Origin of the sequence: Phenylobacterium sp. VNQ135 (assembly GCF_049445735.1) — a bacterium.
GTDB lineage: Bacteria > Pseudomonadota > Alphaproteobacteria > Caulobacterales > Caulobacteraceae > Phenylobacterium.
This window is the reverse complement of the sequence record NZ_JBMSDS010000001.1, coordinates 187,113-213,326: the sequence shown is the minus strand read 5'-3', so window position 1 is coordinate 213,326 and position 26,214 is coordinate 187,113. Positions and strand designations below refer to the sequence as shown.

The window sequence follows — 26,214 nt, the reverse complement described above, 5'->3', positions numbered from 1 at the left end:
GCCGGCCAATCCGCGGCGCTTGTCTGGCCATGCTTTCAGTGATCGTCGATGCGCGGGGCGAGGCCCGCAGACTGCCCGCGCTGCTGGCGCAGCTCACGGCCGCCGCGGTGGAGGGCTTGATCAAGGAGGTGTTCCTCGTCGCGCCGCACTCCGACGCCGTCGCTGCCATCTGCGAGGAGATGGGTGCGGAGCCGGCCGACACGATCGAGCAGGCGTTGGCCTGGGCGAAGAGCGAACTCGTGCTGGTGGCCGCGCCCGAGCTTCGGTTGCGCGACGGCTGGGTGGAGGCGTTGGGCGAACACCTCGCGTCCGGCGGCGGCTCGGCCCTCGTCGAGGGCGTGGGCGGCGGCGGGCTGTTCGGAAAACGGCCGCCTTACGGCGTCCTAGTCGAGCGCGGCCGCGTGGCCCGTCTTGAGGACCCCGACCTGAAGCGTCTTCGCCGTCAGCTGGGGCTGCGGCCCCTGCGGGTTGGATAGGTCGAGGCGCAGGTCGACGGTGCGCGCGCCGGTCGCCAGGGCGTCGAGCGAACGGGTGTCCTCGCCGAACATGCGCTTGTAGGCCCAGTAGCCGGCGACCACCTTCTCGACGTAGTCACGGGTCTCCAGCGCGGGGAGGGACTCGATCATCATCAGCGGATCGTCATCGCCCACGTTGCGCAGGGTCTTCAGAACCGCCCCAGGGCCGCCGTTGTAGGCCGCCACGATGCGGAGCAGGTCGTAGCCGACGCCGCGATCCGTGAGCCACCCGATATAGGCCTGGCCGACGCTGAGGTTCGTCGCCGGGTCGAGCAGGAGCTTGTAGTCGCTCTTCAGCTTGTCGTCCCCCGTCGCGAGGGCGGCCGAAGACGGCATCACCTGCATCAGGCCGATGGCGCCGACCGGTGAAATGGCGGCCGGGTTGAAGCGGCTTTCCTGGCGGACGATCGCGTAGACCAGCGCCTTGTCGACCGTGAAGCCGTCCCGCGGCTCCAGCGACGGGAGCGGATAGTCGCCGAGCGTCAGGTAGCCGGGCCCGACGTTCTCTCCGGAGCCAGGGGTCAGCTCGGCCATCAAGGCCTTCCAGTTGTCGCGCTCGACCGGCGTCTTGGCGAGCGCCAGCCCGACGCGCAGCTCCTGCCGGGCATCTTCCATCCGGCCGATCTGCACGAGGGCGGCGGCGCGGTGCGCGCGCGGCTGGCCTTCCATGAAGCGCAGCATCTCGGGGGAGGTCGTCCGGGCGTGGGTCCGGGGCGCGGATGGCGGGGCCGGCGTGCGGAAGCTGGCCAGCACGATATCGCCGGTGGCCGCCGTGGTGAGCTGCACCTGGCGCGCCGCCAGCATGCCGTAGAAGGTCTGCGGGTTCAGGGCCGCGCGACGCAGGAACGCCTGGCCCGCCGCGGGGTCTCCCACGGCGGTGGCGGCGCGGAAGGCCCAATAGGCGGCGGCCGAGCGCTGCCAGACGTCCTCGTCCTCGTCGCTGGAGACCTGAGCGAAATAGTCCTGGGCGGTGGCGTAATCGCGCAGGCGGAAGGCGGCGAGCCCGGCGATCCAGCGATCGGCGCAGTCGACGGCGAGGGCGTAGGCGCGCCTGGCGTCGCCCGAGTAGAAGGCGTCGCGCGCGGCGAAGGTCGCTTCGCTGCGCTTGCTGTCGATGCCCGAGACCGCGGGAACCGGCGGCGGCGGCGCATCGGCCGGCTTGCGCTGCTTGGCCAGCGAGAAGACTCGGTCGGCCAGCGGCAGATCGCGGAAGCGTCCGAGCCAGCCCGAAAGCTCCTCGAAGCTCGCCTTGTGGGCGGTCGGGTGCATGAGCTGGCGGAACGAGAGGTAGCCGAGCAGGGACGAGTCCCTCACTTCGGCGAGCTCCAGCTGGGCCCCGACGAAGTCGCCCTGGTCTGCGGCGGCGAAGGCGGCGCGATACGCACGGGCGTCGCGATCGGACAACGGGCGCGCGGAATCGGCCAGAGCCTGTCCGGCCCAGCCGGACATGAGGAGGGCGGCTGCCCCCACGCACAGGCGCTTTGCGAGCGTCATGCGGACCCTATTCGCGCCGGCGTGTCTAACGTCGCCTAAACGCGAACCCTTTTTCCCGAAAATCGAAGCACTCAGGCTAGGCAGGGCGCTCGGGACGATCAAGTCGTTCCGTGAAGGTCAAAAGGTCGCTCCACGCACGTTTCTTGGCGCCGGGCTGGCGCAGCAGGAAGGCGGGGTGCAGCGTCGGCATCGCAGGCAGCTCGATCGCGCCGTCGCTGGAGCGCCACTCGAACCAGCGGCCGCGCAGCGACAGGATGCCCTCGTCCTTCTTCAGCAGGCTCTTGGCCGACGCGCCGCCGGCGAGCAGCAGCATCTTCGGAGCCGTCAGCTGGATGGCCCGTTCGAGGAAGGGCTGGCAGATCGCCTGCTCATGCGGCGCGGGGGTCCGGTTGCCCGGCGGCCGCCAGAAGACGGTATTAGTGATCAGGACCCGGTCGCTGAGGCCCGCCGCCGCCAGCATCTTGTCCAGCAGCTTGCCCGCGCGGCCGACGAAGGGCAGGCCCTGCTGGTCTTCCTCCGCGCCGGGACCCTCGCCGATCACCATTACCGGCGCGCCCTGGAGCCCGCGCCAGCAGACCGCCTTAGTCGACGCGCCTTCGAACCGAAGGCCGCAGCCTTCGAAGCCGGCGATGGCCGCGGCGAGCGCCTCCATGTCGTGCGCGGCGGCGGCGAGCGCCTGGGCCTGGGCGACCGCGGCGGAGACATCCGGCGCAGCGGCGACGACGGAGCCGGGTCGCGGCGGCGGCGTCGCGACGGCCAGCGGCGAGGGCGCCGGGCGCGGCGGCAGGATCTTGCCGGCCTCGATGCGGTCGAGGGGTTCGTCCAGCAGCACGGCGTCGACCCCGGCTTCGGCCCAGAAGGCGAGCAGGCTTTCGGCGACGGCATAGGTCGAAGCGTCGGGCATCGGTTTTCGATGCTTACGGCGCCCGGCCTGCTCGCGAAAGCCGGCGCTCGAGCGCGTCGCACATTACGCGAGCTTAACTGGACGGGCGCTGCGGCTGGATACTAGTAGCAGCTATGACTACTACGACACCTGTCGGCGCATTGCTCGACCTCGGCTTCACCGAAACCGAGGCCTTGATCTACTGCGAACTGGTGCGGATGGGCTCCGGCACCGGGTACCGCCTGGCGAAGGCGGTGGGCAAGGCGTCGGCCAACACCTATGCGGCGCTGGAGTCCCTCTCGGCGAAGGGCGCCGTGCTGGTCGATGACGTCGATGGCCGCGCCTGGCGCGCCGTGCCCGCCCGCGAGCTGATGGCCACGCTCCAGAGCCGGTTCGCCCAGCGTAGCCGGGCCGCCCTCGACGGTCTGGAGGCGCTGAAGCCCGGGGCCGGCGAACCGCGTCTGTACGCGCTGAAGGACGCCGATCAGGTCCTCGGCCGAGCGCGCGCGATGATCGAGGCGGCCACGGACGTCCTGCTGTTCGATCTCTTCCCGCTTCCGTTCGCCGAGCTCGAGCCGGAGCTACGCAAGGCCCAGGCCCGCGGCGTGCGCGTCGCCGGCCAGATCTACGATGCGGTCGAGACCCCGCTGGCGAGCATCCGCCAGCCCACCGCCCCGGCGCAGCTTGCCAACTGGCCGGGCCAGCAGATCACCCTTGTTTGCGACGGGCAGGAGCATCTCACCGCGCTCCTGTCGCACGACGGCGCCCAGCGCCTGCACGGCGTGTGGACCGACAGCGCCTATCTCGCGTGCCTCCAGCACAGCGGCCTTGCCGCGGAGATCGTGCTGGGCGCGAGGGCGACCGGCTTCGACCTTCCCTTCGACCCTTCGCTGTTCGGTTCGCGGCCGCCGGGCCTCGCGAGCCTGACCAGTCCCTTATCCGGAGACCATAGATGAAGACCCTCTTCGCCGCGGCCGCGCTGGCGCTGGCCGCTCCCGGCTTGGCCTGGGCCGATCCGACAAGCGATGCGGTCGGCCGCTATGTCGCTTGGCGGGGCGGCCCGGCCTTCGAGAAGGCTGCCGGCGTGGTGGTGCAGGGAACGCTGGACAACGGCCGCTTCAAGGGAACCCTGGACCGCCGCATCGAGCCCGGTCGCCTGGCTGAACGTATCGTCCTGGGCTCGGCCGACATCCGGCGCGCCTTGGTCGGCGACAGCGGCTGGACGGTGACCCTCAGCGGTCAGGTCGAGGACGCGGGCAAGGCGTCCGCCGAAGAGGCCGCGCGTCGCCGCCTCACGGCCTTTGACGACGCGCTGGACGGTCGCCACGGCAAGGTCTCGCTCGAGAAGGACGAGGTGTTCGACGGCCGGACCGTGCAAGTCCTGCGCATCCGCTTCACCGGCGAGAGCGGCTACGACCTGCTGCTCGACCCGACGGACGGCGCGCTGATCGCCGACCGCACGACCGAGGAGGGCGTGACGACCACGACCCGCTTTGACGACTGGCGGATGGTGGAGGGCGTCCGCATGCCGTTCCGTCAGGTGCAGCGCACCGAGGGCGAGCCGATCGTGACGACGACGGTGCTCACCAAGGTCGACATCAATCCCAAGCCGGACCCCGCGGCGTTCGCGAGGCCGGCTTCGCGGAAGCTCTACAGCTTCCCTGCAGGCCGCGTGCAGACCGATCCGCTCGCCTTCGAGCTGTTCGCCGGCACGCGCATCAACATCCCTGCGACGGTGAACGGCGCGGCGACGCACGTCCTGCTCGACAGCGGCGCCGAGGCGACCGTCCTGGACAAGGCCTATGCCGAGAGCCTCGGCATCAAGCCCTCTGGCATGGTCGCTGCGGTCGGCACGGGCGGACGCGATGTCGCCGAACTGGCCAGCGGGGTCGACATCCGGTTGGGGGACGTCGAGCTCAGGGACCTCACCGTCGCCCTGATGGACCTCAAGCCGATTGCGGCGGTCATCGGCCGGCCGCTGCCGGTGATCCTGGGCAAGGAGGTGCTTAACGCCCTGACGGTGCAGCTCGACTTCCAGGGCCAGACGATCACCTTCCACGATCCGGTGCGCTATCGGGCCCCGGCCGGAGTCGTGCCGGTGCCGGTAACGAACGTGGCGGGCCTTCACGCCATCCCGGTCTCAATCGAGGGCGGCGAACCGGTGCTCATGGACTTCGACCTCGGCAACGGCCAGGCCCTGCTGGTCTATCCGCGGCTGTGGAAGCCGGCCGGCATGCTGTCGGACCGAAAGGTCTCGAAGGGCATGTCGGGCGGGGTCGGCGGACAGCGGCCCCGGAGCGTCGCCACCGTCCGCAGCCTGACGTTGGCAGGCGTCGAGTTCCACGACATTCCCGCCACCTTCGGCGACGAGGACAACAGCTCGTTCAATGTCGGCAACTCAAGCGGCAACGTCGGTATGCCGATCCTCAGCCGGTTCGAGCTGACTACCGACTATGCCCGCAACCGGATCCTGCTGAAGCCGCGTCTCGACGCCGCGGCTGCGCCGTTCGCCAAGGATCGCACCGGCGCGCTGGCCCGCTTTGTGGACGGCGCCTTCAAGATTGCGGTGGTGGCGCCGGGCTCGCCCGCGGAGGCCGCCGGGCTGAAGCCGGGTCAGGTGATCGAAGCGGTGAACGGGCGGCCGGCCGCCGAGCTGGGCATGGCGGGCTTCACGGCCTTGCGGACGGCGCCCGCGGGTCAGACGCTGATGCTTACGCTGCAGGGCGGCCAGACTGTGCCGCTGACCCTCAGCGACTACTACTGAAGCCGACGCCGGCGGTTCGGCCGCCGGCGTCCGTCCGCCGGGAAAGCGCCAGCCTTTCTGCGGCTTCCGGCTTGACCACCCCCGCGTGACATCCCGATAAGACCCGCGACGAGACGGCAGGCGAGGGGACCTGCCGCGAAGGGGATTGAGGAGCCAGGCCGCCATGAGCGAAGGCGTCGAACGCGAGAGCATGGAATACGACGTCGTCATCGTCGGAGCCGGTCCCTCGGGCCTGGCCGCCGCGATCCGGCTGAAGCAGATCAATCCGGACCTGACCGTCGCCGTGCTTGAGAAGGGCTCGGAGGTCGGCGCCCACATCCTTTCCGGCGCCGTGATCGACCCGAAGGGCATCGGCGAGCTCTTCCCGAACTGGAAGGAACTCGGTGCTCCGCTGGAGACGCCTGTCACCAAGGACAAGTTCACCGTCCTGGGCCCGCAGGGCAGCGTGGATCTGCCCGTCTGGGCGATGCCGCCCTTCATGAACAACCACGGCAACTACATCGCCAGCCTCGGCAACGTCTGCCGGTGGCTTGGACAGCAGGCCGAGGGTCTGGGCGTCGAGATCTATCCGGGCATGGCGGCCTCGGAAGCCGTGTTCGGCCCGAACGGCGAGGTGAAGGGCGTGGTCGCCGGCGTCTTCGGCATGACCAAGGACGGCCCCGGTCCGGACTACCAGCCCGGCGTGGAGCTGCACGGCAAATACGTCTTCATCGGGGAGGGCGTGCGCGGCTCGATCGCCAAGGTGCTCAAGCACAAGTACGGCCTGTGCAAGGACAGCAATCCCGAGAAGTACGGCATCGGGATCAAGGAGCTGTGGCAGGTCCCGGACGATGTGTTCCAGCCGGGCCTGGCGGTGCACACCCTGGGCTGGCCGCTGGACGACAAGACCGGCGGCGGCAGCTTCATGTACCACTTCGGCGACAACTACGTGGCCGTGGGCTTCGTGGTGCACCTGAACTACCAGAACCCCTGGCTGTCGCCCTTCGACGAGTTCCAGCGCTGGAAGCACCATCCGGACGTCGCCAAGTACTTCACGGGCGGCAAGCGCATTGCCTACGGCGCGCGGGCGATCAGCGAGGGCGGCCTGCAGTCGATTCCGCAGCTCTACTTCCCCGGCGGCCTGCTGATGGGCGACAGCGCGGGCTTTGTGAACGTGCCGCGGATCAAGGGCAGCCACAACGCCATCAAGAGCGGCATAATGGCGGCCGAGGCCGCGGCGGCCGCGATCGCCGCCGGCCGGTCCGGCGACGAGCTTGTCGAGTACAAGCAGGCCTTCGACGCGTCCTGGGTGAAGAAGGAGCTCAAGGTCGTCCGCAACGCCAAGCCGCTGCTGTCGAAGTTCGGCACGGCCCTGGGCACCGCCTTCTCCGGCTTCGACATGTGGACCACCCACCTGCTGGGCGGGTTCTCGATCTTCGGAACCTTGCCGCACACCAAGGGCGATGCGGAGTCCACCGGCCTGGCGAAGGACTTCAAGCCGATCGTCTATCCGAAGCCGGACGGCGTGCTGAGCTTCGACAAGCTCTCCAGCGTGTTCCTGTCCAACACCAACCACGACGAGAACCAGCCGGCGCACCTGAAGCTCCGGGATCCGTCCGTGCCGATCGCGGTGAACCTGCCGAAGTTCGGGGAGCCCGCCCGCCTCTACTGCCCTGCGGGCGTCTACGAGGTGCTGTACGACGACGCGGGCCAGAACCCGAAGTTCCAGATCAACTTCCAGAACTGCGTCCACTGCAAGACGTGCGACATCAAGGATCCGTCGCAGAACATCGACTGGACAACACCGCAGGGCGGGGACGGGCCGAACTACCCGAACATGTAGACGAAGGGCGCCGTTTTGCCGCGCGGCCGCCTTGCGGCGAGCCGCGCGAGCGCCCAAGCTCAGCGCATGCGTCTTCGTCTCCTCGCCTTCGCCGCCCCCATGGTCCTGCTGGCTGCATGCGCCACCACCTCCGAAGGGCCGGCCGATCCCGGCGTGGCGACGGCTGCGGCCGACACCGCCTACGGCATGTTCCTGGCAGGCAACGCCGCCCTGGCCGAGGGCCGCAGCGACGAGGCGGCCCGGTTCCTCGACATGGCGCGGGCCCAAAGCGGCGACGAGTCCACCGTCGCAGAGCGGGCGTTCACCGCCGCGCTTCTGGCCGGAGAGATCTCCAAGGCCGCCCAGCTGGCGCCCGACGGCCCCGCCGCCTCGGAGCCGGGCAAGCGCATGGGGCGGCTCACGAAGGCCGTGGAATCGATCGCCACCGGCAAGGGCAAGATCGCCCAGGAGCAGCTGGCCGGCGACGCGATCGGCTTCCCGCACCGCTCGGCCGCCGCGCTCCTGGCGCCCTGGGCCGCGGCCCAGGCGGGCGACGTCGAGGCCTCGCTGGTTCGCCCGCAAGTCCGAGGCGACCCGACCGTCGACTACTTCGGCCAGCTGGGTCAGGCTTTCCTGTACGAACGGGCCAGGCGGTACGACGAGGCCGAGACGGACTTCAAGGCGATCACCGGCAGCGAGTCGCCCTCCGAACTGACCGTCCTCGCCTACGGCGGGTTCCTGGAGCGGCGCGGCCGCCGCGCCGACGCGATCAAGCTCTACGACGCCGGCCTGGGACGCAGCCCGTCCAGCGTCGGTCTGAAGGCCGCCCGGGCGCGGGCGGCCGCCGGCAAGAGCGCGCCGGCCGCGCCCAGCGTGAAGGAGGGGGCGGCGCTAGCCATGCTGGCCCCGGCCGCGACGATGATCGCCGCCAAGCAGGGGCAGATCGGCCTGGCCTATCTGCGGCTGGCGCTGCGGCTCGATCCCCAGCGGAACGACGCCTGGCTGATGGTGGGCGACTTCCTGCAGGGCGCGGGCGACGTTTCCGGCGCGCGGGCGGCCTACGCGCGGCCGAAGCCGGGTTCGCCTGAGTACGGCGCCGCCCAGGCCAAGCTCGCCTGGAGTTATCAGCAGGAAGGGGACAAGGCGACGGCCGTGAAGCTGGCGCGCGCAGCCGCCGCCACCGGCGACGCCGACGCGCGGCTGACCCTCTCGGACCTGCTGCGGGCCAATGAGGACTACGAGGAATCCGTCCGCCTGCTGGGCGAGCTGATCGGCGAGGCTCGCACGCCCGACTGGCGGCTGTACTACGCCCGGGGCGCCGCGCTTTCGCAGATGGGGCGGTGGAGCGAGGCCGAGGCCGATCTCGAGGCGGCGCTGAAGCTGCGGCCCGACGAGCCGGAACTGCTGAACTTCCTCGGCTATACCTGGATCGACCGTGGCGAGCGGCTGAAGGAAGCCATGGCCATGGTCGAGAAGGCGGTGGCCTCCAATCCGCGTTCGGGCGCCATGATCGACAGCCTGGGCTGGGCGCACTATCGGCTCGGCGACTACAAGGCCGCTGTCGAGAAGCTGGAGCAGGCCGTCGAGCTGGAAGCGGGCGACCCCGAGATCAACAACCACCTCGGCGACGCCTACTGGATGGTGGGACGGAAGGACGAGGCCGTGTTCCAGTGGCGCCGCGTCCTGACGCTCAAGCCCGACGCCAAGATCAAGGCCGACGCCGAGCGCAAGCTGGCGTCGGGGCAGGGGCCGCTGGCGCCGAAGCTGGCGACGCAATAGCCCATGGCGTCGACGCTGGCGCCGGCCAAGGTCAACCTGTTCCTGCATGTCGGCGCGCCGGACGCCAGCGGCTACCATCCGCTCTGCAGCCTCATGACCTTCGCCGACTACGGCGATGTGGTGACGATCGCCGAGGCCGAGGCGGTGGACCTGGTGATCGATGGCCCCTTCGCGGCTGAACTGTCGAGTGACGACGACAACCTCGTGCTCCGCGCGGCTCGCGCCCTGATCGCCGAAGCCCGGCGCCCTGTGCCCGTCGTCGGCTTTCGGCTCGAGAAGCGGCTGCCGGTGGCCAGCGGCCTGGGCGGCGGATCCGGCGACGCGGGCGCGGCCCTTCGCCTGATGCGGGAGACGCTTCGGCTGCCGATCGACGACGCACGCCTTGAGGCGGTGGCCGCCAGCCTCGGCGCCGACGGGGCCGCCTGCCTGTGGGCTCGACCGACGCTGGCGGAGGGCTACGGCGAGCGGCTTTCGCCGGCGCCCGCGCTGCCCGTGCTGGATGCGGTGCTGGTCAACCCCGGCGTCGCCGTCTCGACTCCGGAAGTCTACCGCCGGCTGGACGCCTCGGGCGCGTTCGGGTCGGTAGAACGTCCGCCGATGCCCGAGGCGATCGAGACGCCGCAGGAGGCGGCGGCCTGGCTATCGGTGCTTCGCAATGATCTGGAAGCGCCGGCGGTGGCCGTCGCGCCCGCGGTCGGCGCTGTACTGGAAACGCTGCGCGCCGAACCCGAGACGCTTCTGGCTCGGGTCTCGGGCTCGGGCGGCACCTGCTTCGCCCTTTGCGCGTCGGACATCGAAGCCGAGGGCCTTGCTGAGCGCCTGGAAGCCATGGCGCCGGACTGGTGGGTGCGGCGCTGCCGCCTCGGCGGTCCCTGGGCCTGAGCCCAAACGAAAGCGGGAGCCCCGAAGGGCTCCCGCATCCACTCCATCCCAAGTCAGGCGCGAAGCCGGACCTGAGCTCTCCCCCGAGGTCAGGAGTGGTAGGCCCGTTCCCCGTGCTCGACGATGTCGAGGCCTTCCTCTTCGGTGTCCGCCGAGACCCGCAGGCCCAGGGTGAACTTGATGAGGGTGAAGACGATGCCCGAGGCGACCGCCGACCAGACGATGGCCAGCAGCACGGCCTTCACCTGGGCCATGATCTGCACGCCGGCGTCGTAGCCGACCGCGCCGTTGGTGAAGTCCACCACGCCGGCGCCGCCGAGGGCCGGGTTGACCAGGATGCCGGTGGCGATGGCGCCCACGATCCCGCCGACCGCGTGGATGCCGAAGGCGTCCAGGCTGTCGTCGTACTTCAGCGCGTTCTTCACGGCCGAGCAGAAGATCACGCAGATCGGCGACACGATCAGACCCAGCACGATCGAGCCCACGGGACCGGCGAAGCCGGCGGCCGGGGTGACCGCCACGAGGCCCGCGACGAGACCCGAGGCCAGACCCAGCATCGACGCCTTCTTGCGCGTCACCCACTCGGTGACCGCCCAGGAGAAGCCCGCCGCGGCGGTGGCCAGCAGGGTGTTGACCATGGCCAGGCCCGCATAGCCGTTGGCTTCCAGGTTGGAGCCGGCGTTGAAGCCGAACCAGCCCACCCACAGGAGGCCCGCGCCGACGAGCGTCAGCGTCAGCGAGTGCGGCGGCATCGGCTCGGACCGGTAGCCCTTGCGCGGCCCAAGGATGAGGGCTCCGACGAGGGCGGCGACGCCGGCGTTGATGTGCACCACGGTGCCGCCCGCGAAATCCAGTGCGCCGAAGGCCCAGATCTGGCCAGCGCCGGCCACCAGGTCGTCGGCCGTCTGGCCGAAGGCCGAGGTCGCCCCGGCCCACCACCAGGTCATGTGCGCCATCGGATAGTAGGAGAGCAGCGGCCAGAGCACGGCGAACACGACCACTGCGGAGAACTTCATCCGCTCGGCCACGCCGCCCAGCACGAGGGCGGCGGTGATGCAGGCGAAGGTCATCTGGAAGCAGACGAAGACGATCTCGGGGATCACCACGTCGCGCGAGAAGGTCTCGACGTTCGTGAAGGCCCCGTCGGCGTTGTAGAGCGCCCCGTTCAGGAACAGCTTGCTGAAGCCGCCGACGAACTTGTTGAGGCCGCCGCCGTCCGTGAACGCCAGGCTGTAGCCCCAGAACGCCCACGCCATCATGCCGATCACGGTGACGATCGACACCTGCATCAGCATGGACAGCATGTTCTTCTGGCGCACGAGGCCGCCGTAGAAGAGGGCCAGGCCCGGCAGGATCATCAGCAGCACGAGGATGGTGGAGACCAGCATCCAGGTGGTGTCGCCCTTGTCGGGCGTCGGCGCGGCGGCGGCTTCGGCCGGGGCCGCGGCGGGCGCGGCCTCGGCAGGAGCGGCGGCCTCCGGGGCCGGCGCGGCTTCGGTCGGCGCGGCGGCGGCGGCAGGCGCGGCCTCCTGCGCGAAGGCGGGAGCCGCGAGCGGCGCCCCGGCGATCAGGGCGGCGAGCGCGAGCCCGGCCAGCCTGTTCGTTCCCAACAGTTTCATCGGATTATTCCCCTCACATCCCGATTTAGAGCGCGGCCGCGCCGGTCTCGCCCGTCCGGATGCGCACGGCTTCCGAGACGTCGAGGACGAAGATCTTGCCGTCGCCGATCTTGCCGGTGGACGCGGCGGCCTTGATGGCTTCCACCGCCTTGCCGGCCGCGGCGTCGTCGACCACGGCCTCGAGCTTCACCTTCGGCAGGAAGTTGATCTGGTACTCGGCGCCCCGATAGATCTCGGTCTGCCCCTTCTGCCGGCCGTAGCCCTTGACCTCCGAAACCGTCAGTCCCTCGACGCCGGCGGCCACGAGCGCTTCGCGCACGTCGTCCAGCTTGAAGGGTTTGACGATCGCCATGATGAGTTTCATCCGCTCGCTCCCGCGTCCGGCCCTCGTGGGCGGGCCTGCCCCTCTTGTTGGTTCGGGACCGCTGCGGACGTTCTTGAACCCATCCCCTTCGCAGCGGTCGGCCAGACGCTAGGCCGCGGGACCCCGGTGACCGGACTGTCGGGGCGGCGAACGGCGCAAGAAGGCGGGATGCGCCCGATCGGTGGGCGCCGCTTTGGTCGGGTGCCGCAATATTGTGCAGATTGGGCCGCCGAGGGGCCGTCGGCGGCGCCCTGCATGGGGGACCGCGCGGGCGTCCACGCTTGTACGGCGCGGTTCACGACCCCGTGAGGGTCAGAAACCCGTCGCAATCTCCGTGCGTAGTCACGGCGGGCTGCTCCGCGAGGCGCGGGCCCGCTGTGCTGCCTGCATTCTTGAATACGAGGACTCTACCGCATGTCGATGACCCGCCTGCTGACCGCCGCCGCCGCGGCCGCGCTGATCGCCGCTCCGGCGCTGGCTCAGACGCCCGCCACCGCCAAGACCGAGGCGGAGGCGAAGGCCGCGACCGGCAAGGCGACCAGCGATGCGCCCGCCAAGACTCAGACGCAGGGGACCGCGGCCGCCGTGAGCCAGGCCGCCCCCGCCGTGACGGGCCAGGCCGCCCCGGCGGCGGGCTCGGCCGCGCAGGTCAGCCCCGCCGGCGACCTGATCGACACGCTCAAGGCCTCGGGCCAGTTCACGACGTTCATCAAGGCGACGGACGCGACCAACCTCACGAGCCTTCTCAAGACCAACAAGAATCTGACCGTCTTCGCGCCAACGGACGCGGCGTTCGCGGCCTTGCCGCCGTCCGAGCTGTCGCGCCTGCAGGCGGACAAGACGGCGATGCAGAAGCTGGTCCTGCACCACGTGATCAACGCGCCGGTGGACTCGGCTAAGATCAAGGGCGCCAAGGGGCCGGTGCCGTCGGGCGCGGGCGACCAGGTGCTGCTCGACGGCAGCGACGAGGCGGCCCTGAAGGCCGACGGCGCGACCATCGTGCAGAGCGACATCCGCACGGGTTCGGGCCTGCTGCACGTGGTCGACAAGGTGTTGATGGCCGGGCAGGGCGACGCCGCTCCCGCGGCTGCGACGGGCGCAGCTTCGGCCAGTTCTGCAACTGCCGCGGGAACCAAATCGCCGGCTCAGCAGTAAAGCTTACGCCACAACGGGGTGGGGCGACGGACGTCCAGGCAACAGGAGTTCCTAGCTATGAACCTCAAGATCCTTGCTACCGCCGCGGCGGCCTCGGCCCTCATGGCCGGCGCCGCCATGGCCCAGTCGACTTCGTCCGCCACGCCGGACCAGTCGACCACGACCAGCCCGTCGACCCCGACGAGCGACACGACCAGCACCGGTTCGGCGACTGGCACGGAGACCGGCTCCACCGTCGGTTCCACCAGCACGTCGACCGACGCGAGCGTTTCGTCGTCCACGTCGACGGACACGACCGCCTCGACCGGCGCGACGGCCACCTCGGCCACCAGCTTCGGCCAGGGCGCGAGCGTGACGACCACGATGGTCACCAACGGCCCGGTTCCGGACACCGCCGAGAACCGCGCGAAGTACGGCCAGCCGATGTCGCGGGCCGGCAAGCGTACGGCCGCCCGGGGCAACTGATCGCCCGGAATTCCGCGCCCCCGGAAACCCGGTGGGCGTGGCTTGAAGCGAAGGTCGGCGGGCCCTATGGTCCGCCGACTTTTTTTGCGCCTGCGAACGGCCCCTTTTTCGATGTCCGACGAGCCCCTCACGTTTCAGGGCCTGATCCTGAAACTGCACGACTATTGGTCCCGCCAGGGCTGCATGATCCTGCAGCCGTACGACGTCGAAGTGGGCGCCGGCACCCTCTCGCCGATGACCGTGATCCGGACGCTGGGGCCGAAGCCTTGGAAGGTCGCCTATGTGCAGCCCTCGCGCCGTCCGGCGGATGGCCGCTATGGCGAGAACCCGAACCGGCTGCACCAGCACCACCAGTATCAGGTGATCCTGAAGCCGAACCCGCCCAACCTGCAGGAGCTTTACCTCGGATCGCTGGAAGCCATCGGCATCGATCCGCTGCTGCACGACATCCGCTTCGTCGAGGACGACTGGGAGAACCCCACGGTTGGGGCCTGGGGCCTGGGCTGGGAGGTCTGGTGTGACGGGATGGAGATCACCCAGTACACCTACTTCCAGCAGGTGGGTGGACTGGACGTGTTCCCGGTCGCCGGCGAGCTGACCTACGGGCTGGAGCGCCTGTCGCTGTACCTGCAGAACAAGGACAGCGTGTACGACCTCCAGTTCAACGACGAGTTCAAGTACGGCGACGTCTACCTGGCCAACGAGCAGCAGTTCTCGGCCTTCGAGCTGGAAGTGGCCAACGTCGACATCCTGAAGAAGCAGTTCGAGGAGATGGAGTCCGAGGTCCGCCGGATCGTCGGCTCCAGGGGGCGCCAGGGCCAGGCGCTGGTGCTTCCGGCCTATGATCACGTGCTGAAGGCCAGCCACCTGTTCAACATCATGGACGCCCGCGGCGCCATCGCCGTGGCGGAGCGGCAGAGCTACATCGGCCGCATCCGGGACCTGTGCAAACTCTGCGCGGAAGCCTGGGTCGAAAGCCAAGGGGCGAACGTCTAGGCCATGCCCCAGCTCCTGCTCGAACTGTTCTCGGAAGAGATTCCCGCCCGCATGCAGGCTGCCGCCGCGCGTGACCTGGAACGCCTGGCGCGTGAGAAGCTGGCCGCGGAAGGCCTGCTGCCCGAGGCGCTGAAGACCTTCGCCGGCGCGCGCCGCCTGACCCTGGTCGCCGAGGGCCTGCCGCCGGCCCAGAAGGACCGCCACGAGGAGTTGAAGGGGCCCAAGGTCGGCGCGCCGCCGCAGGCGCTCGAAGGCTTCCTGCGCAAGACGGGCCTCACCCAGGACCAGCTGACCGAGCGGGACGGCGTCTTCTTCGCCCACGTCCACAAGCCCGGCCGCCCGACGCCCGAGATCGTCGCCGAGATGGTCGAGCAGATCGTCCGCGCCTTCCCCTGGCCGAAGTCGATGGTCTCCGGGACCAGCAAGCTGCGCTGGGTCCGGCCGCTCAGGCGCATCCTCTGCGTCTTCGACGGCGAGGTCGTGCCGTTCGAGATCGACGGCATCCCGAGCGGCAATCTCGCCGAAGGCCACCGTTTCATGAGCGACGGGCAGCCGTTCCTCGTGAAGGACTTCGAAGGCTACGCCCACGGGCTCTCCCACCGCTCCGTCGTGCTCGATGTCGAAGAGCGGAAGGAGAGGATCGTCGAAGCCGCCAAGACGCTGTGCTTCGCCCGCAACCTCGAACTCGTCGAGGACGCCGGCCTGCTGGACGAGGTCGCGGGCCTGGTCGAGTGGCCCGTGCCGGTGTTGGGCGACATGGACCCCGAGTTCCTGGACCTGCCGCCCGAGGTGATCCGCACCTCGATGCGCGTCCACCAGCGCTACTTCGCCGTCCGCGATCCCAAGACGGGCAAGCTCGCGCCGCACTTCCTGACGGTGGCCAACATCCAGGCCCGCGACGGCGGCCAGGTGATCGCCAAGGGCAACGCCAAGGTGCTCTCGGCCCGCCTGTCGGACGCCCGGTTCTTCTGGAACGAGGATCGGAAGACCCGGCTTGAGGACCGGCTGGAAAAGCTGAAGGGCGTCACCTTCCACGCCAAGCTCGGGACGATGTACGAGCGGGTGGAGCGCATTGCGGCGCTCGCCGGCGAGCTGGCGCCCATCGTCGGCGCCGACAAGGACAAGGCGGTGCAGGCCGCGCGGCTCGCCAAGGCAGACCTGGTCTCGGGCGTGGTGGGCGAGTTCCCCGAGCTGCAGGGGATCGTGGGCGGCTACTACGCCGAGGCCGAAGGTCTAGACGCTGCGGTGGTCGAGGCCATCCGCTCGCACTATCGACCGCAGGGGCCGAATGACGCTGTGCCGACCGAGAGGGTGGCCGCGACGGTGGCCTTGGCGGACAAGCTGGACACGCTGACGAGCTTCTTCGCCATCGGAGAGAAGCCCACCGGCTCGCGCGATCCCTTTGCGCTTCGTCGCGCCGCGCTCGGGGCTATCCGAATTGTACTCACGAGCGAAATCCGGTTGCCTTTGCGCGCCATCGTTGGTCGCCAGTTCATGCGGGCGACCCGCGACCAGCTCTTGCATCTGGCAGATCAGCATCCCGATGTCCCAGCCCGAGACATCATTAACGCTGAGGCCGATCATCTTGAGCATCTCAAGAGCATCTTACAGCACACATCAGATCTTCGGGGTGCGCTCGCCGGCGAGCTCGGAAAGCCTTTCGATGCATGGCAGTCAGAGTGGCTGTCACGGATGCCGGCCGCCGACCCTGGCGGAGTCCTCGAATTCTTCGCCGACCGACTGGCCGTCTCCCTGCGTGAACAGGGCAAGCGTCATGACCTCGTGGCGGCGGTGTTCGCCCTGGGCGATGACGACCTCGTGCGCATCGTGGCCAAGGTCGAGGCGCTGGACGCCTTCCTCAGGACCGAGGACGGGGCGAACCTGCTGGCCGGCTACAAGCGTGCGGTGAACATCCTCAAGGCCGAGGAGAAGAAGGGCCCGCTGCCGACCGGCGAGCCCGCTCAGATGGGCGGTGCTCCGGCCGAGGAAGTCGCGCTGGTCGCCGCTGTCGAGGCGCTGGACGGCATGCTGGACGGCCTGATCGAGGCTGAAGACTTCGCGGCCGCCATGGCGGAACTCGCGACGCTGCGCGGCCCCGTGGACGCATTCTTCGACAAGGTGCTCGTGAACTCGGATAATCCGGCGGAACGGGACAACCGGTTGCGTCTTTTGGCCAAGGTTCGCGACGCCATGGGGCGGGTCGCGGACTTCTCGCAGGTCACGGGCTGATTTCTCCGGCGCTTGAAGCCGGTCGGGTGGAGGTGAAGACGTTATGGCCGACACGATGGTGAAGACGCGGTGGGTCTATGCCTTCGGCGGCGGCGGCGCGGATGGCGACGCCTCGATGAAGAACCTGCTGGGCGGCAAGGGCGCGAACCTGGCCGAGATGTCGTCGCTGGGCCTGCCGGTCCCGCCGGGCTTCACCATCACGACCGAGGCCTGCGTCTTCTACTACGCCAACGGCAAGAGCTATCCGGCGGACCTGAAGGACCAGGTCGCCCAGGGCCTCAAGAAGGTCGAAGAGCTCACCAGCAAGACCTTCGGCGACGCCGGCAATCCGCTGCTGGTCTCGGTGCGCTCCGGCGCCCGAGCCTCGATGCCGGGGATGATGGACACGGTCCTGAATCTCGGCCTCAACGACGAGACGGTGGACGGCCTTGCGAAGCTCTCCGGCGACCGCCGCTTCGCCTTCGACAGCTACCGCCGCTTCATCCAGATGTACTCGAACGTGGTGCTCGATCTCGACCACCACATGTTCGAGGAGATCCTCGACGAGCATAAGGACCGGCTGGACGCCCGGGTCGACACGGACCTGACCGCCAAGGACTGGGAAGCCGTCGTCGCCGACTACAAGCGCGCCGTGGAAGGCGAGCTGGGCCGGCCGTTCCCGCAGGACCCGCATGAGCAGCTCTGGGGCGCCATCGGCGCTGTGTTCGCGAGCTGGATGAACGACCGGGCGAAGTTCTACCGCCGCATGCACGACATCCCCGAAAGCTGGGGCACCGCGGTCAACGTCCAGTCGATGGTGTTCGGCAACATGGGCGAGAGCAGCGCCACGGGCGTGGCCTTCACTCGCAATCCGTCCACCGGCGAGAACAAGCTGTACGGCGAGTTCCTGATCAACGCCCAGGGTGAGGACGTCGTGGCCGGCATCCGCACGCCCCAGCCCCTGACCCGCGCCGCGCGCGAGGAAATGGGCGACGTGTCGCCGTCCATGGAGGAGGCGCTGCCGGAGGTCTTCACCCAGTTCAAGGCCGTCGTGGAGAAGCTCGAGAAGCACTACCGCGACATGCAGGACATCGAGTTCACGGTGGAGAAGGGCCGTCTGTACATGCTGCAGACGCGCAACGGGAAGCGGACCGCCAAGGCCGCCCTCAAGGTCGCCGTCGATCTCGCCTCAGAGGGTCTCATCTCCAAGGAAGAGGCGGTGATGCGGGTCGAGCCGCAGAGCCTCGACCAGCTGCTGCACCCGACGATCGATCCGGGCAGCCCCCGCGACGTTATCGCCACGGGCCTTCCGGCTTCGCCCGGCGCGGCGACCGGCAAGGTTGTCTTCACTGCCGAGGAGGCCGAGAAGCTGGGCGGCGCCGGCGAGGCGGTGATCCTGCTGCGCGAGGAGACGAGCCCCGAGGACATCCGCGGCATGGACGCCGCCCGCGGGATCGTCACCGCCCGCGGCGGCATGACCAGCCACGCCGCCGTGGTCGCCCGTGGCATGGGCCGCCCCTGTGTCTCGGGCGCCGGCGAGATCCGCATCGACCAGAAGGCCCAGGAGTTCCACTGCCGCGGCCGGACGTTCAAGACGTACGACATCATCACGATCGACGGCTCGACGGGCGAGGTGCTGGCGGGCGCCGTGAAGATGATCGAGCCCGAGCTGTCGGGCGACTTCGGCGCCCTGATGGGCTGGGCGGACGGCTTCCGCCGGCTGAAGGTGCGGGCGAACGCCGAAACCGCGATGGACGCTGGGGCCGCGCGCCAGTTCGGCGCGGAGGGCATCGGCCTCTGCCGCACCGAGCACATGTTCTTCGATCCCGCCCGGATCGCCGCCGTGCGCGAGATGATCCTGGCTGACGACGAAGCGGGCCGCCGGACCGCCCTGGCCAAGATCCTGCCCATGCAACGGCAGGACTTCGTCGAGCTGTTCAAGATCATGGAAGGCCTGCCGGTCACCATCCGGCTGCTGGATCCGCCGCTCCACGAGTTCCTGCCTCACACCGAGGAAGACCTAGCCGCCGTGGCCGAGGCGACCGGTCTCGATCCGAAAAAGCTGATGCGCCGTGCGCAGGAGCTGCACGAGGTGAACCCGATGCTGGGCCACCGCGGCTGCCGCCTGGGCGTGGCCTACCCCGAGATCTACGAGATGCAGGTCCGCGCCATCCTCGAAGCCGCCATCGAGGTGGCCGGCGAGGGCCGCCCGGCGCCGATCCCGGAAATCATGCACCCCCTCGTCGCCAAGGGCGAGGAGATGAAGTTCCTGCGCGAACTCACGGACCGGACGGCGAAAACCGTCATGGACGAGAAGGGTCGCCAGATCGAGTACATGGTCGGCACCATGATCGAGCTTCCGCGGGCGGCCATCCGCGCGGCCGATCTCGCCGAGAACGCGGAGTTCTTCTCGTTCGGCACCAACGACCTGACCCAGACGACGTTCGGCATCAGCCGGGACGACAGCGGCCGGTTCCTGGGCCACTACATCGAGAAGGGCATCTTCGAGAAGGATCCCTTCGTCAGCCTCGACCAGGAAGGCGTCGGCGATCTCATCCGGATCGCCGCCGAACGCGGCCGCGCGGCGCGGCCAGGTGTGAAGCTGGGCATCTGCGGCGAGCATGGCGGCGACCCGGCCTCGATCCAGTTCTGCGAGAAGGTCGGCCTGGATTACGTGAGCTGCTCGCCCTACCGCGTGCCGATCGCACGCCTTGCGGCCGCCCAGGCGGCCATCGGCGAGCGCGAGAAGGATCGCTGACGCGCTCGGGCGCGGCCGGCGCGCCGCCGGCCGCCCTGCTGCGACGGGCGATGTCGCGCGTGCGACGAATGGATAGCCGCTCGGTAGAGCCTGGCGCGCCCGCCCGCTAGGTTCGCCGAATGGTCTACGTCCCGCGACCGGCGGCCCTTCCGCCGCCCGTTCCGATCGTCGAGCTGCCCCGCCGCCGGCGGGTGCGGGTCCGCTGGATGCGGGTCGCGGGCCTGGCCATCGCGGTGTTCGGATCGGCCTTGCTCTGGGCCCTGCTGGCAGGCGGTGCGCTGCTCCTCTTCAGGTAAGGCACGGATCGCCGGGAACGGCGAAGCTCCACGCCGGTTAGGCGTCCATGGGCGCTTCCGAGGGCATCTTCCCGACCTTCTTCCTGTCCGGCTTCGAATGCTCGACCTTCGTCTGGAAGGACCAGGGCCGCCGCGATCTCGTCGCGGAGACGCGCCATCGGGAACACGCCCAGGAGGACTACGCCTTCCTTCGCCACCTGGGGATCGGCGTCGCCCGTGAGGGCGCGGCGTGGCCGCTCATCGACAAGGGCGCCGGCCGCTACGACTTCTCATCCATCGAGCCGCTGATCGAGGCGATGCACGCCCAGCACGTGCTGCCCATCTGGGACCTTTGCCATTACGGCTACCCCGACGACGCGGATCCCTTCGGGCCCGACTTCGCCCTGCGCTTCGCCGACTATGCCCGCGCCGTGGCCGAGCACGTGATCCCGCGCCTGCCGGGACCCCACTTCTTCACGCCGGTGAACGAGATCACGTTCTTCGCCTTCTGCGGCGGCGAATGGGCCTGGACCGCGCCGTGGGGCAGGACCCGCGAACGGCGCTTCGAATTCCGCAAGCGACTGTGCGCGGCCGACATCGCGGCGGTGAAAGCCATCCGCGAGGTCTGTCCTGAGGCGCGGATGGTCCACATCGATCCCCTCGTCAACGTGGTCGCGCCGCGGGATCGGCCCGACCTGGCGCCGGCGGCGTGGAAGGAGACTTACGACGACACGTTCGTGGCCTGGGACATTCTGGCCGGCAAGCGCCACCCCGAACTCGGCGGGACGCCGGACATCCTCGATATCGTCGGCGTCAATTGCTACTCGTTCGGTCAGATGGAGTATCGCGAGCACGGCCCTCACGCCGCCCTGCCGCGCTACGACGACCGGATCGTCCCGCTCTGCGACCTGCTGAAGTTCGCCTACGAGCGCTACCGCCGGCCGATGATCGTGGCCGAGACCAGCGGGCTCGAGGAGGGCCGCCACCACTGGCTGCGCGACGTGGTGCAGGAGGCGCTCGCCGCCGTCGACATGGGCATCGATCTGCACGGCGTCTGCCTGTTCCCCGCCGTGGACATGCCGGACTGGCACAAGGGGACCTGGGTCCACAACGGCCTGTGCGACCTCATCGAGGACGACGGCGATCTCCGGCGCGTGCCTGTCGTCGCCTACTGCGACGAGCTGCGTCGCTGGCAGAAGCGGCTGAACCGCGTCACCCGGCTCGATGAGGACCCGCTGAGCGATCCGGTGGACCTGGCGGATATCGTCGAGGCCGCGCGGGCGATGAAGATGCGCCCGGACGCCAACTGGAGCTAGAAGAACAGCTGCCGGGCGATCAGGAGGAGGGTTCCGGCGCTGGCCATGAACGCGACGAGGATCAGGAGACCGTCGCGCGCCACGAGGCCCAGGCCGAACGCGGCGATGGCGGTGGCGGGCACGAAGGCCACGAAAGGCAACAGCTCCAGCGGCGGCACGGCCAGGGCCACCACCATGCAGGCGGCCGCCACGATCCTGTCGGCGAGCCCGCCGGTGAGGAAGGCGAGCCTGGGCCGGACGATCCGGTCGACCACCCGGGCGGGTCGCCGGGCGACCTTCACCGTGGACTGCAGCTTGCCCGCCGGAACCGAGAGCCGCAGCAGGCGGCGGGGCAGCCAGAGCGTCTTGCGGCCGAAGAGGAGCTGACCCGCGATCAGAAGGGTCATGATCGCGAGCGCGGTGGGTGCGCCGGGAATGGCCGAGACAGGCGTCATGCCGAGCAGCCCCGCCAGCAGCAGGAGCGGTCCGAACGAGCGCTCGCCGACGGCGCAGTAGATTTCCTCGACCGAGACCTTCGGGCCGGCCCTCCGGGCGACCTCGTTCAGATCGTCGAGCAGGCCTTCTAGATCCTTCGGCGCGTCAGCCATGGAGGCCTCAACGCGCGAAGGCGCCCTTAGGCTACGGGCGGCGGCGCCCGGTCAGCCAGGCGTCGACGCCCGGCAGCCGCTTTTCGCGGATTTCGGCGGCCGTGCGGATCCGCGAGAGCGCGACGCGCACCTCGCCCCAGGCGTCCTCTGGGATGTTCTGCCTGGCGTAGGCTTCCAGCTCCTCGGCGCGCTTCGGATCGTGGGAATAGCCGGCGATGTTGGGCGCGAAGCTGGACCGGGTCAGGGCGTCGGTGCTCCGGGTGATCTGCGGAAGGTTGGCGAGGCTGAAGCGCCAGGCCAGGTCTGGATGACCGGCGGCGACCGCCTGCACCAGCCGAGAGCCGGTGTTCGATGGCGGCTGGTCGGTGATGGCGAGCTCGAGCATGCGCTGGGCGAGCGCTGGGTCGTTCACCGCGGCCAGGTCGGTCCAGATGCGCTGCCGCTCCAGCGGGTCGGACGTGCGGCGGGCGAGGGCCAACAGGGCGTCGAACTCGGCGGGCGTGGCGGCCCGGGCGACCGTCGCCTGCACCCAGCGGCGTTCCACGGCCGACGAGAGCCTGCCGAGCTCGCCGCCGACGGCCTCGTAGCGCCGACGCGCTTCCGCGATGACGGCGCGGTCGCCAAGCTGGCTCAGCGCCTCCAGCAGCCGCTCGCGGGCCACCGCATCGTTGTCGGGCTCGCCAGCCCTGGCGTCGAGCCCGACGCGGTCCAGAGCCTTGTGCAGCACGCCCGTGGCCCAGGCGCGGTAGGCGTCCCGACGCGGGCCGGCGTCGTAGTAGTCGTCGATGCCCGCGACGACCCGGGCCTGCTCGCGCCAGACCAGCGGGTCGGCCTCGACCGGCAGGGCGCCGACGAGGCGCAGATAGTTGGAGATCGGGCCATAGCCGGCCATGCCGAGGGCATAGCCGTCGTTCAGCAGCCCGAACTGGTCGGCCGCCGGCAGCGCGCCCAGCCGGGCGGCGATGGGCGCGAAAGCGGCCTCGTCGTAGAGGGTCCGGAAGTAGCCCGTCTGGCCGGCGTTCGCGACGACGGGTCCGGGCAAGGGCGACGGCTGCGGCCGGTCGCCGGAAACGACGAGCTCCTGGACAGCCCCGCCGGCGAGGCGGCGCAGCCGCACCGGCGTGCGCCAGGTCTGCGGGGTCTTGGAGGCCTCATCCGCGCCGAACCGGCCCTGGGCAAGGGTGGCGGCCGTGCCGCCGGACACCGAAATCAGCGGTACGCCGGGCTGGAACGTGAAGTCGTGAGCGATGGCGGAGACCGGCTTGCCGGCCGCCTTGTCGATGGCGCGCCAGAGGTCGGCGCTCGTGGCATTGCCGTAGGCGTGGTCGCGAATGTGCGCCCGCACGCCCTCGCGCCAGGCGTCGGCCCCGGCATAGCCTTCCAGCATCCGGATCACCGCCTCGCCCTTCATGTAGGTGATGTCGTCGAAGGCCTGTTCGGCCTGGGCCACGGTCTCGACCGGCTGGACCACCGGGTGCGTCGCGCTCCGGGCGTCGAGCCGCAGGGCCTGGTCCTTATCGGCCAGCGCGGTCAGCAGGTACTTCCACTCGGGGTGGAAGTGGTCGGTGGCCTTGGAGGCCATCCAGCTCGCGAAGCCCTCGTTCAGCCACAGGTCGTCCCACCAGGCCATGGTGACGATGTCGCCGAACCACATGTGCGCGATCTCGTGGGCGACGACCATGTAGACCGTCTGCCGGTCGGCCGCGGTCGAGAGCTTCGGGTCCACGGTGAGGTACGTCTGGGTGAAGAGGATCGCGCCCCAGTTCTCCATGGCGCCGGCCGCCTCGCCGGGCGCGCCCACCAGATCGAGCTTGGGCAGCGGGTACTTCACGCCGAAATAGTCGTTGTAGTAGCGGACCAGCTCGGCGGCGGCGTTCAGGGCGAAACGGCCCTTCTCGGCGTCGCCGCGCCGCATCAGGACGCTGACCTTCGTCCCGTCGACGTCGCTGGAGATGCGCTCGAAGTCTCCCAGGCCGAAGAACAGCAGGTAGGAGCTCATCTTGGGCGAGGGCGCGAAGCGGACGTGCTTCAGCCCGCCGGCCACCGGCTGGCTGGAGGTTTCCGGCATGTTGGAGACCGCCGTCAGCGTCTGCGGCACCACGGCCGAGACGGTGAACACCGCCTTCTTGGCGGGCTCGTCGAACAGGGGCAGCAGGCGGCGCGCGTCGGCCGGCTCGAACTGGGTGGCCAGCATCCGGCCGCCCTCGTAGTCCACGTGGAACAGGCCGCTCGGGCGATCCTGGATCTTGCCGGCATAGTCGACGGTGAGCACGTGGCGTCCGGCGGACAGGGGCCTTGCCGCCACGAAGGTCGCCGTCTGCGCCGCGGCGTCCAGCGTGACCTTGGCCGGCGCGCCGTCGATGGCGGCCGAAGCGATGTCGAGATCGGCGGCGTTCAGCACGACCCGGTCGCCGGCCGCTTTGGCTTCATAGGTCACCGCCACCTTGCCCTTGAACGTCAGCTTCGCCAGGTCCGGCGTCAGCGTCAGGTCGTAGGCGACCGGATCGGCGGTCCGGGGCAGCTGGGTCGGGACTTCCGCCAGCGCCGGGCCGGCGACGAAAAGGGCGAGGGCGAGCAGAATCGAGCGCATGGGCGCTAGAGAACCGGCCGCCTGGGCCGAAGCCAAGTTAATCCGCTGTCACCAGCTCCAGTCGGAGGCCTTGGCGCGACAGCCGCCGTCCGGCCATCCCTTCCAGCCGCGGCCGCGCACGACGCGGCCCGGCCGCGCCTTCGTGGCCTCGCCGTCCTCCAGGGCGAGCTGGCCGTTGACCACGACGTAGTTCACCCCAGTGGCGAGCTGCTGCGGCTTCTCGAAGGTGGCGTGGTCCTGAACCTTGGCGGGGTCGAACACCACGACGTCGGCGAAGTAGCCGGGCTTCAGCAGGCCCCGCTCGCGAAGGCCGAGGTTGTGCGCCGGCTGGCCCGACAGCTTGCGGACCGCGTCGGCCAGCGTCAGCCGCTTCTCGTCGCGGACGTACTTCGCCAGCACGCGGACGAAGTTGCCGTAGGCGCGCGGGTGGGTGGAGGAGAGCAGGAACGGCCCTTCGGGCGCCTGGGCCTCGGCGTCGGAGCCGAAGCTCATCCAGGGCAGGGTGGTCTGCCGGGCGACGTTCTCCTCGCTCATCAGGAAATAGACCACCTGCACCCGGCTGCCGTCCTCGATGACGAGATCGATGGCCGCGTCCTGCGGGCTGACTCCGCGATCCTTCGCCACCTGGGCCAGGGTCTTGCCGGTGAGCGGCTTGAGCTTCGGGTTCTTGAAGCCGACCAGCAGCGTGCCCTCCGGCCCCGCGTGCCGCATGAGGTTCTCCCAGCTCGTGCCGTCGGCCAGCATCTCGGCCTTCACCTTGGCGCGGGTGGCGGGGTCCTTCAGGCGCTCGATCCACTTCTCGACGCCGCCGGCCTGAACCCACACCGGCATCGCCGCGTCGAGCCCCGTGGAGCCCGCCGGATAGGTGTACATGTCGGCGGTGATCCGCAGGCCCTGGCCGCGCGCGGCCTCGACCTTGGCGATCGCCTGGTCGAGCTTGCCCCAGTTGGCCTGGCCGCTGGCCTTGAGGTGGTAGATCTCGGCGGGCGCGCCCGAACGGCGGGAAATCTCGATCAGCTCGTCGATGGCCTCCAGCAGGCGGTTCCCCTCCGAGCGCATGTGGCTGATGTACATGCCGCCGCAGCGCCCGGCCTCTGTGGTCAGCGCCACCAGTTCGTCCGTCTCGGCGTAATTGCCGGAGGCGTAGATCAGCGAGGTGCCGACGCCCATGGCGCCGTCCTCCATCGCCTGGACGACTAGGGTGCGCATCCTCGCGAGCTGCTCGGGCGTCGGGTCGACGTCGTCCTCGCCCAGCACGTTCACCCGCACCGTCTCGGCGCCCACGAACGAGGCGACGTTCAGCGACACGCCGCGCGCCTCCAGGTGGCGGAGGTATTCGTCGAGGGTCGTCCAGGTGACGTCGTACTTGATGTCGCCCTGGCGGCGGAGGTCGTCGGCCTTCTGGGCCGCGCTCCAGGGCCCCATCGAGGAGCCTTCGCCCATCACCTCGAGCGTCACGCCCTGCTTCAGCTCGGACAGGCCGCGGCCGTCGGCGATGAGGCTGTCGTTTGACCAGGAGAGCATGTTGATGAAGCCCGGCGAGACAGCCTGGCCTGCCGCATCGATGGTCTTCTTCGCCGCGCCGGCAGGACAGCTCCCGACGCAGACGATCCGGTCGCCCTTCACGCCCACGTCGCCGCGCAGGGGACCTGCGCCCGTGCCGTCGTAGATCTCGCCGCCGCGGATGAGGACATCATAGGACGGCGACGCGGCGGCCCCGGTCAGCAGGGCGGCGGCGGCGGCGATGAATTTGCGCATGTGGA

At 69.8% G+C, this 26,214-nt stretch carries 20 protein-coding genes; 13 read left to right on the top strand and 7 right to left on the bottom strand.

Going from position 1 to position 26,214, the window contains the following annotated elements; translation table 11 throughout:
• The first annotated feature begins 29 nt into the window (after positions 1 to 29).
• Positions 30 to 476 (top strand): cell wall biosynthesis glycosyltransferase, encoded by a 447-nt coding sequence (locus ACO2Q0_RS01035; RefSeq protein WP_423349617.1) that lies wholly within the window; start codon positions 30 to 32, stop codon positions 474 to 476.
• On the opposite strand, the gene ACO2Q0_RS01030 is transcribed toward ACO2Q0_RS01035, so the two are convergent.
• Both ACO2Q0_RS01030 and ACO2Q0_RS01025 read right to left on the bottom strand, forming a co-directional pair.
• The gene (locus tag ACO2Q0_RS01030) at positions 384 to 2,009 is read right to left on the bottom strand and encodes a lytic transglycosylase domain-containing protein (RefSeq protein WP_423349616.1); all 1,626 of its coding nucleotides are present in this window, start codon (positions 2,007 to 2,009) and stop codon (positions 384 to 386) included. The two genes, ACO2Q0_RS01035 and ACO2Q0_RS01030, sit on opposite strands and share 93 nt — an antisense overlap.
• A 76-nt stretch (positions 2,010 to 2,085) precedes the next feature.
• Positions 2,086 to 2,913, bottom strand: a complete 828-nt coding sequence (locus tag ACO2Q0_RS01025; RefSeq protein WP_423349615.1) for a uracil-DNA glycosylase — start codon at positions 2,911 to 2,913, stop codon at positions 2,086 to 2,088.
• Between the two features lie 113 nt (positions 2,914 to 3,026).
• On the opposite strand from ACO2Q0_RS01025, the gene ACO2Q0_RS01020 reads away from it, so the two are divergent.
• The 5 genes from ACO2Q0_RS01020 to ACO2Q0_RS01000 all read left to right on the top strand — a co-directional run bounded on the left by ACO2Q0_RS01020 (position 3,027) and on the right by ACO2Q0_RS01000 (position 10,118).
• Complete coding sequence (locus ACO2Q0_RS01020; protein WP_423349614.1) at positions 3,027 to 3,848, top strand: TrmB family transcriptional regulator; 822 nt, start codon at positions 3,027 to 3,029, stop codon at positions 3,846 to 3,848.
• Positions 3,845 to 5,656 carry an aspartyl protease family protein gene (locus ACO2Q0_RS01015; protein ID WP_423349613.1) on the top strand — a complete coding sequence of 604 codons (1,812 nt, stop codon included), beginning with the start codon at positions 3,845 to 3,847 and terminating at the stop codon, positions 5,654 to 5,656. Before ACO2Q0_RS01020 ends, ACO2Q0_RS01015 begins: the two co-directional genes overlap by 4 nt.
• 163 nt (positions 5,657 to 5,819) lie before the next feature.
• Positions 5,820 to 7,478 (top strand): electron transfer flavoprotein-ubiquinone oxidoreductase, encoded by a 1,659-nt coding sequence (locus tag ACO2Q0_RS01010; RefSeq protein ID WP_423349612.1) that lies wholly within the window; start codon positions 5,820 to 5,822, stop codon positions 7,476 to 7,478.
• A gap of 66 nt (positions 7,479 to 7,544) precedes the next feature.
• Complete coding sequence (locus tag ACO2Q0_RS01005; protein ID WP_423349611.1) at positions 7,545 to 9,236, top strand: tetratricopeptide repeat protein; 1,692 nt, start codon at positions 7,545 to 7,547, stop codon at positions 9,234 to 9,236.
• 3 nt (positions 9,237 to 9,239) lie between these two features.
• Positions 9,240 to 10,118, top strand: a complete 879-nt coding sequence (locus ACO2Q0_RS01000; RefSeq protein ID WP_423349610.1) for a 4-(cytidine 5'-diphospho)-2-C-methyl-D-erythritol kinase — start codon at positions 9,240 to 9,242, stop codon at positions 10,116 to 10,118.
• A gap of 89 nt (positions 10,119 to 10,207) precedes the next feature.
• On the opposite strand, the gene ACO2Q0_RS00995 is transcribed toward ACO2Q0_RS01000, so the two are convergent.
• Together ACO2Q0_RS00995 and ACO2Q0_RS00990 are read right to left on the bottom strand one after the other, a co-directional pair.
• Positions 10,208 to 11,737, bottom strand: a complete 1,530-nt coding sequence (locus ACO2Q0_RS00995; protein ID WP_423349609.1) for an ammonium transporter — start codon at positions 11,735 to 11,737, stop codon at positions 10,208 to 10,210.
• A gap of 25 nt (positions 11,738 to 11,762) precedes the next feature.
• Positions 11,763 to 12,101 (bottom strand): P-II family nitrogen regulator, encoded by a 339-nt coding sequence (locus tag ACO2Q0_RS00990; protein WP_423349608.1) that lies wholly within the window; start codon positions 12,099 to 12,101, stop codon positions 11,763 to 11,765.
• Between the two features lie 414 nt (positions 12,102 to 12,515).
• Here ACO2Q0_RS00990 and ACO2Q0_RS00985 point away from each other — a divergent pair, with 414 nt between their 5' ends.
• The 7 genes from ACO2Q0_RS00985 (at position 12,516) to ACO2Q0_RS00955 (ending at position 21,274) form a co-directional block, all read left to right on the top strand.
• Positions 12,516 to 13,256, top strand: a complete 741-nt coding sequence (locus ACO2Q0_RS00985; RefSeq protein WP_423349607.1) for a fasciclin domain-containing protein — start codon at positions 12,516 to 12,518, stop codon at positions 13,254 to 13,256.
• A 57-nt stretch (positions 13,257 to 13,313) separates the two neighbouring features.
• Positions 13,314 to 13,721, top strand: coding sequence for a hypothetical protein (locus ACO2Q0_RS00980; protein ID WP_423349606.1), 408 nt, complete (start codon positions 13,314 to 13,316; stop codon positions 13,719 to 13,721).
• A 111-nt stretch (positions 13,722 to 13,832) separates the two neighbouring features.
• A complete protein-coding gene (locus ACO2Q0_RS00975; RefSeq protein ID WP_423349605.1) occupies positions 13,833 to 14,717 on the top strand; it encodes a glycine--tRNA ligase subunit alpha in 885 nt (294 codons plus the stop codon).
• A 3-nt stretch (positions 14,718 to 14,720) separates the two neighbouring features.
• Positions 14,721 to 16,946, top strand: a complete 2,226-nt coding sequence (glyS, locus tag ACO2Q0_RS00970) for a glycine--tRNA ligase subunit beta (protein WP_423349604.1) — start codon at positions 14,721 to 14,723, stop codon at positions 16,944 to 16,946.
• Between the two features lie 43 nt (positions 16,947 to 16,989).
• The gene (ppdK, locus tag ACO2Q0_RS00965) at positions 16,990 to 19,683 is read left to right on the top strand and encodes a pyruvate, phosphate dikinase (protein ID WP_423349603.1); all 2,694 of its coding nucleotides are present in this window, start codon (positions 16,990 to 16,992) and stop codon (positions 19,681 to 19,683) included.
• Between the two features lie 119 nt (positions 19,684 to 19,802).
• Positions 19,803 to 19,979, top strand: a complete 177-nt coding sequence (locus ACO2Q0_RS00960; RefSeq protein WP_423349602.1) for a hypothetical protein — start codon at positions 19,803 to 19,805, stop codon at positions 19,977 to 19,979.
• 47 nt (positions 19,980 to 20,026) lie between these two features.
• On the top strand, positions 20,027 to 21,274 hold the full coding sequence (locus ACO2Q0_RS00955; RefSeq protein WP_423349601.1) for a hypothetical protein: 1,248 nt from the start codon (positions 20,027 to 20,029) through the stop codon (positions 21,272 to 21,274).
• Here the strand turns inward: ACO2Q0_RS00955 and ACO2Q0_RS00950 are convergent.
• The 3 genes from ACO2Q0_RS00950 to ACO2Q0_RS00940 are packed head-to-tail and all read right to left on the bottom strand — an operon-like array spanning position 21,271 to position 26,209.
• Complete coding sequence (locus tag ACO2Q0_RS00950; protein WP_423349600.1) at positions 21,271 to 21,861, bottom strand: exopolysaccharide biosynthesis protein; 591 nt, start codon at positions 21,859 to 21,861, stop codon at positions 21,271 to 21,273. The genes ACO2Q0_RS00955 and ACO2Q0_RS00950 overlap by 4 nt on opposite strands.
• A gap of 31 nt (positions 21,862 to 21,892) precedes the next feature.
• On the bottom strand, positions 21,893 to 24,451 hold the full coding sequence (locus ACO2Q0_RS00945; RefSeq protein ID WP_423349599.1) for a M1 family metallopeptidase: 2,559 nt from the start codon (positions 24,449 to 24,451) through the stop codon (positions 21,893 to 21,895).
• Between the two features lie 48 nt (positions 24,452 to 24,499).
• Positions 24,500 to 26,209 (bottom strand): N-acyl-D-amino-acid deacylase family protein, encoded by a 1,710-nt coding sequence (locus ACO2Q0_RS00940; RefSeq protein WP_423349598.1) that lies wholly within the window; start codon positions 26,207 to 26,209, stop codon positions 24,500 to 24,502.
• Between the last annotated feature and the right edge of the window lie 5 nt (positions 26,210 to 26,214).